Here is a 5,059-nt window from a genome sequence, read left to right as displayed (position 1 = left end):
CCAACCCGAAATCACCCGGCCGGTGAATAATCCGGGCTAGGCCGTAAACTCATAAAATCTGGCGGCGGATTTTGCGCGTGATATGAGGGGGTATGCATATCACGTGGAAGCGGGCGGTACTGGCGTTCGGCGTTGCGATTGTCGCGCTTGTGGCATTCCTTCGGTTTTCACCGTGGGTAGCCCAAGATGCCTGCCTTGATAGCGGTGGCGCGTGGAGAGACGGCCAATGCGAACATTAAGCCGTAAATTCCCAAGCTGGCTTGAGGTTTGTCGGTTCACGTGATTCAGGCTTTCCATTGCAATGGAGGCTTGATGGCACGGCGGCGCTACGAACTGACGGATGGGGAATGGGTGATCATCGGGCCGCTGCTGCCCAACAAGCCTCGTGGCGTTCCCCGAGTTGATGACCGACGGGTTTTGAACGGCATCCTTTGGCGTTTCCGCACCGGCTCGCCATGGGCGGAGATACCCGAACGCTACGGGCCTTCCACGACCTGCTACAATCGGTTCGTCCGTTGGCGCAAAGCCGGGGTGTGGGACCGGCTGCTCGCCGCGGTCTCCGCCGCTTTCGCGGGTGAGATCGTGATGATCGATTCCAGTTGCGTCCGCGTCCACCAGCACGGTGCGACGGGTAAAAAAGGGGAACTGGAGATCGCGGCATGGGACGTTCCCGAGGTGGTCTCACGAGCAAAATCCATGCCCTCGTTGACGCTGATGGTCGTCCCGTCGCCCTGCGCCTGACCGGAGGCCAGGTTCACGACAGCCAGGAAGCCGAAGCCCTGCTCGAGACTGTACCCGAAGGCGCGACACTGCTCGGCGACAAAGGCTACGACAGCAACGCCATCCGGGAGGCTGCTGCCCGCAAGAATGTCTGGGCCAACATCCCGGCACGATCCAACCGCAGGCAGCGCTTTGCCTTCTCGGGCTGGGTCTATCGCCAGCGCAATCTCGTCGAACGCTTCTTCAATCGCATCAAACACTTCCGAGGCATCGCCACCCGCTACGACAAGTGTCCCGAAAACTACCTTGCCGCCGTGAAGCTCATATGCGCTCGCATCTGGTGCGCTGGATAATGAGTCTACGCCCTAGAACAGGCCCGGCACTTCGCGTTGGGCGGCGGTGGGGGCGCTGGCGGTGAGCAGCCCGCGGCCGACCGATTGTTCGGCCAGCGTGTCGGCGGTGCCGGCGATGGCGCCGCAGCTTTCGCCGCGCAGCGACAGGATGGCGCGCTGGGTGGAGGCTTCGGTGGGGGCACCCATCTGGCGGCTGAAATCATCGGCAGCAGCGCAGGTGCGGCCGCCGCGCGCGGCGAACACCGGAGCGAGGCCGTTGTAATAATCGCCCTGACGATCGGCATTTTCGGTGGCGAAGGCCACGATGCGCAGGCGGTCGTCACAGGCGGTGCGATCAACGGCAATCTGGCCCACGGGCTTGCCGCCGGTGTTGCCACCCACCAGCGTGATGTTGCCGCGGGTGTAGGGCAGCATGCTGTTGGGCACCAGTTCGCTGGCCGAGGCCGAGGCGCTGGTGGTAATGAAGGCCAGCGCGGTGGGGGCGATGCTTTCGGGCGCGCTGCGGAACAGCCTTGTGGCGTTTTCCGAGGATTTGGATGCCCGGAAGGTGGTGAAGCTGTACACCTCGCTCGCCGTGCGGTTGCGGCCCATCAGATCGCCCATCAATTCGGCAATGCGCACCAGGCCGCCGCCGTTGTAGCGCACATCGATGGCAACCCGGGTGATGCCTTCGCTGCGGAAGCGGGCAAAGGCGTTGCGCAACGGGGTTTCGGCGGTGGAGATGAAGCTGCGCAGGTTGATGTAGCCAACCTGGCCGCCATTGCCGTCGGGCAGCACCTGCACCCCGAAGCGGTTTGAAACCGGCGGGATGTTGAATTCGGTCTTGGTGATGGTGGCGGTGCGGGTTTCGCCATCGATGCGGAACTGGATGGTGCGGGTGACGCCGGCATTGCCGGGGCCGAGCGCGTCGGACACCGCTGCGCTGCCGCCGCGCGCGAACAGATCGGTGACGCTGACAAGGCTGGAGGCCGTGTCGCCGATGGCGAGCAGTTCGGCGTCACGGTCCAGGCCGGCGGCAAAGGCCGGGCCGGTTTCGAAGGCGTCGATCACCGTGGCCCGGCGGGCGGTGCTGTCATAGCTGATGCGGATGCCGAAGGCGGCGGTTTGCCCGGAGGAGAAGAAGGCGTTCTCCTCGGCGATCGAGGTGATGTAGGTGAAGAAACGATCCTTGTTGGCGGCGCGGGCGTTGGCGGTGAGGGCATCGATATAGGCCTGCACGGTGGCATAGGGGGCCAGATCCAGGCTGGCCGGCAGATCGGCCGGGAACAGATACCATTCGCGGATCTGGGCTTCGGCCCACAATTGCCGATCGCGCAGTGAGCAGGTGGGCGATGGTGTCGGGCTGGGCGTGGGGGTGACGGAAACCGGTGGTGGGCTGCTGCTGCCGCCGCCACCGCATCCCTGCAGCACCAGCGCCACGGCCAGCACGGTGGTCAAAGATGACATTTTGTTCATGTTTGAAGCTTCGCCTAATTGCCACCTGATGTCGAGATGCGGTGATTTGGCATTTTCGCCGCAGAGGCAAGCCACAAGTGCATGGCCGCCCTTGACGCTGTCGCGCCGCCCACCCATATGACGGTCACTGCTGGCACTCGCCCCGGTTGAGTGCCAACAGACGACATATTCACACGAAACAGGAAGAGGCAAAGCAATGGCATTCCGTCCGCTGCATGACCGCGTGCTCGTGCGCCGCGTTGAAGCCGAAGCGAAGACCGCTGGCGGCATCATCATCCCCGATAGCGCCAAGGAAAAGCCGCAGGAAGGCGAAGTGGTCGCCGTTGGCACCGGCGCGCGCGCCGACAATGGCACCGTCACCCCGCTGGAAGTGAAGGCTGGTGACAAGATCCTGTTCGGCAAGTGGTCGGGCACCGAAGTCAAGCTGAACGGCGAAGACCTGCTGATCATGAAGGAAAGCGACATTCTGGGGATCATCGGCTGAAGCCGAGCCCCAAGTCGCTGAAACCAAACCAAGAGATTAGGGAGCAAGACACATGGCTGCCAAGGACGTGAAGTTCGGCCGCGACGCGCGTGAGCGCATCATCCGCGGCGTTGATATCCTCGCCGATGCCGTGAAGGTGACGCTGGGCCCCAAGGGCCGCAACGTCGTCATCGAAAAGTCGTTCGGCGCCCCGCGCATCACCAAGGACGGTGTGTCGGTGGCCAAGGAAATCGAACTGAAGGACAAGTTCGAGAATCTGGGCGCCCAGATGGTGCGCGAAGTCGCCTCGAAGACCAACGACGCCGCCGGTGACGGCACCACCACGGCCACCGTGCTGGCCCAGGCCATCGTGCGCGAAGGCATGAAGTCGGTCGCTGCCGGCATGAACCCGATGGACCTGAAGCGCGGCATCGATCTGGCCGTGTCCAAGGTTGTGGAAGACCTGAAAGGCCGTTCCAAGCCGGTTGCCGGTTCGAGCGAGATCGCCCAGGTTGGCACCATCTCGGCCAATGGCGAGAAGGAAATTGGCGACATGATCGCCAAGGCCATGGAAAAGGTCGGCAAGGAAGGCGTCATCACGGTTGAAGAAGCCAAGGGCATGGACAGCGAGCTGGACGTGGTCGAAGGCATGCAGTTCGACCGTGGCTATCTGTCGCCGTACTTCATCACCAACGCCGAAAAGATGCAGGTGGAACTCGACAACCCCTACATCCTGATCCACGAAAAGAAGCTTTCGAACCTGCAGGCGATGCTGCCGGTGCTGGAAGCGGTGGTGCAGTCGGGCCGTCCGCTGCTGATCATCGCTGAAGACGTGGAAGGCGAAGCGCTGGCCACCCTGGTGGTCAACAAGCTGCGCGGTGGCCTGAAGGTTGCCGCCGTCAAGGCCCCGGGCTTTGGCGATCGCCGCAAGGCCATGCTGGAAGACATCGCCATCCTGACCGCCGGCGAGATGATCAGCGAAGACCTGGGCATCAAGCTGGAAAACGTCACCCTGCCGATGCTGGGCAAGGCCAAGCGCGTGACCATCGACAAGGACAACACCACCATCGTTGATGGTGAAGGTTCGGCCGATGCGATCAAGGCCCGCGTGGAACAGATCCGCGCCCAGATCGAAGTGACCACCAGCGATTATGACCGCGAAAAGCTGCAGGAACGCCTGGCCAAGCTGGCTGGCGGTGTGGCCGTGCTGAAGGTTGGCGGTTCGACGGAAGTCGAAGTGAAGGAGCGCAAGGACCGCGTTGATGACGCGCTGCACGCCACCCGCGCTGCCGTGGAAGAAGGCATTGTTCCGGGCGGCGGCACGGCGCTGCTCTATGCCACCAAGGCGCTGGAAGGCCTGAAGGGCGCCAACGAAGACCAGACCCGCGGCATCGACATCGTGCGCCGCGCGATCACCGCCCCGGTGCGCCAGATCGCTGCCAACGCCGGCCATGATGGCGGCGTGGTGGCTGGCAAGCTGCTGGAAGGTGGCGACACCACGGTTGGCTTCAACGCCCAGACCGAAACCTATGAAAACCTGGTTGCGGCCGGCGTGATCGACCCGACCAAGGTGGTGCGCACCGCGCTGCAGGATGCGGCCTCGGTCGCCTCGCTGCTGATCACCACCGAAGCGGCCATCACCGACCTGCCGGCTGACGACAAGCCGGCTGGTGGCGGCATGCCGGGCGGCATGGGCGGCATGGGCGGCATGGATTTCTAAGATTGAGTTGGCTGGCCACAGTGCGCAGCACTGTGGCCAGACTCAACGAAATCCGGCCAGCGAACGAAAAGGGCGGTCCCTCAGGACCGCCCTTTTTTGATTCGTCTGACGGCGCGGCTCTGCCGCGCTCTTTTCTTTCTTTTTCTTCTGAACATTCAGCGGACTCGGCGGCTCTGCCGCCGGCCGCGGCCGATGCGGGCGGCCCTGCCAGGCGCAGGCGCAGCCCCCTCCGCCCTTCGGGCACCTCCCCCAGTGGGGGAGGATCTGGGAGGCCTCAACGACACGTGCGCGGCCTCTCCGCCCTGCGGGCACCTCCCCCAGCGGGGGAGGATCTGGGAGGCCCCTCCG

Annotated in this window: 4 protein-coding genes; 3 read left to right on the top strand and 1 reads right to left on the bottom strand. The window is 63.9% G+C overall.

Annotation, left to right across the window (positions count from 1 at the left end; translation table 11 throughout):
- The first annotated feature begins 312 nt into the window (after positions 1–312).
- Positions 313–1,073, top strand: a protein-coding gene (locus tag CHU93_RS00215; RefSeq protein WP_094472221.1) for an IS5 family transposase whose coding sequence is annotated in 2 segments (ribosomal slippage) — positions 313–649 and positions 649–1,073 — 762 coding nt in all. Because the reading frame shifts where the segments join, the coding sequence is not laid out codon by codon here.
- Positions 1,074–1,085: 12 nt separating this feature from the next.
- Here CHU93_RS00215 and CHU93_RS00210 read toward each other — a convergent pair.
- Positions 1,086–2,519, bottom strand: a complete 1,434-nt coding sequence (locus CHU93_RS00210; RefSeq protein ID WP_094472222.1) for a S41 family peptidase — start codon at positions 2,517–2,519, stop codon at positions 1,086–1,088.
- A 205-nt stretch (positions 2,520–2,724) separates the two neighbouring features.
- On the opposite strand from CHU93_RS00210, the gene groES reads away from it, so the two are divergent.
- Both groES and groL read left to right on the top strand, forming a co-directional pair.
- On the top strand, positions 2,725–3,012 hold the full coding sequence (gene groES / locus CHU93_RS00205) for a co-chaperone GroES (protein ID WP_086117485.1): 288 nt from the start codon (positions 2,725–2,727) through the stop codon (positions 3,010–3,012).
- 52 nt (positions 3,013–3,064) lie between these two features.
- The gene (gene groL / locus CHU93_RS00200) at positions 3,065–4,711 is read left to right on the top strand and encodes a chaperonin GroEL (protein ID WP_094472220.1); all 1,647 of its coding nucleotides are present in this window, start codon (positions 3,065–3,067) and stop codon (positions 4,709–4,711) included.
- Positions 4,712–5,059 lie beyond the last annotated feature (348 nt).

It is taken from the genome of Sandarakinorhabdus cyanobacteriorum, from assembly GCF_002251755.1.
Classification (GTDB): Bacteria; Pseudomonadota; Alphaproteobacteria; order Sphingomonadales; family Sphingomonadaceae; genus Sandarakinorhabdus; species Sandarakinorhabdus cyanobacteriorum.
Note: the sequence above shows the minus strand (reverse complement) of the source record. Positions and strands in the feature narration are given on the sequence as shown.

Coding starts and splice junctions, on each gene's coding strand:
- groES (WP_086117485.1), top strand. CDS start 2,725: ATGGCATTCCGTCCGCTGCATGACCGCGTGCTCGTGCGCCGCGTTGAA.
- groL (WP_094472220.1), top strand. CDS start 3,065: ATGGCTGCCAAGGACGTGAAGTTCGGCCGCGACGCGCGTGAGCGCATC.
- CHU93_RS00210 (WP_094472222.1), bottom strand. CDS start 2,519: ATGTCATCTTTGACCACCGTGCTGGCCGTGGCGCTGGTGCTGCAGGGA.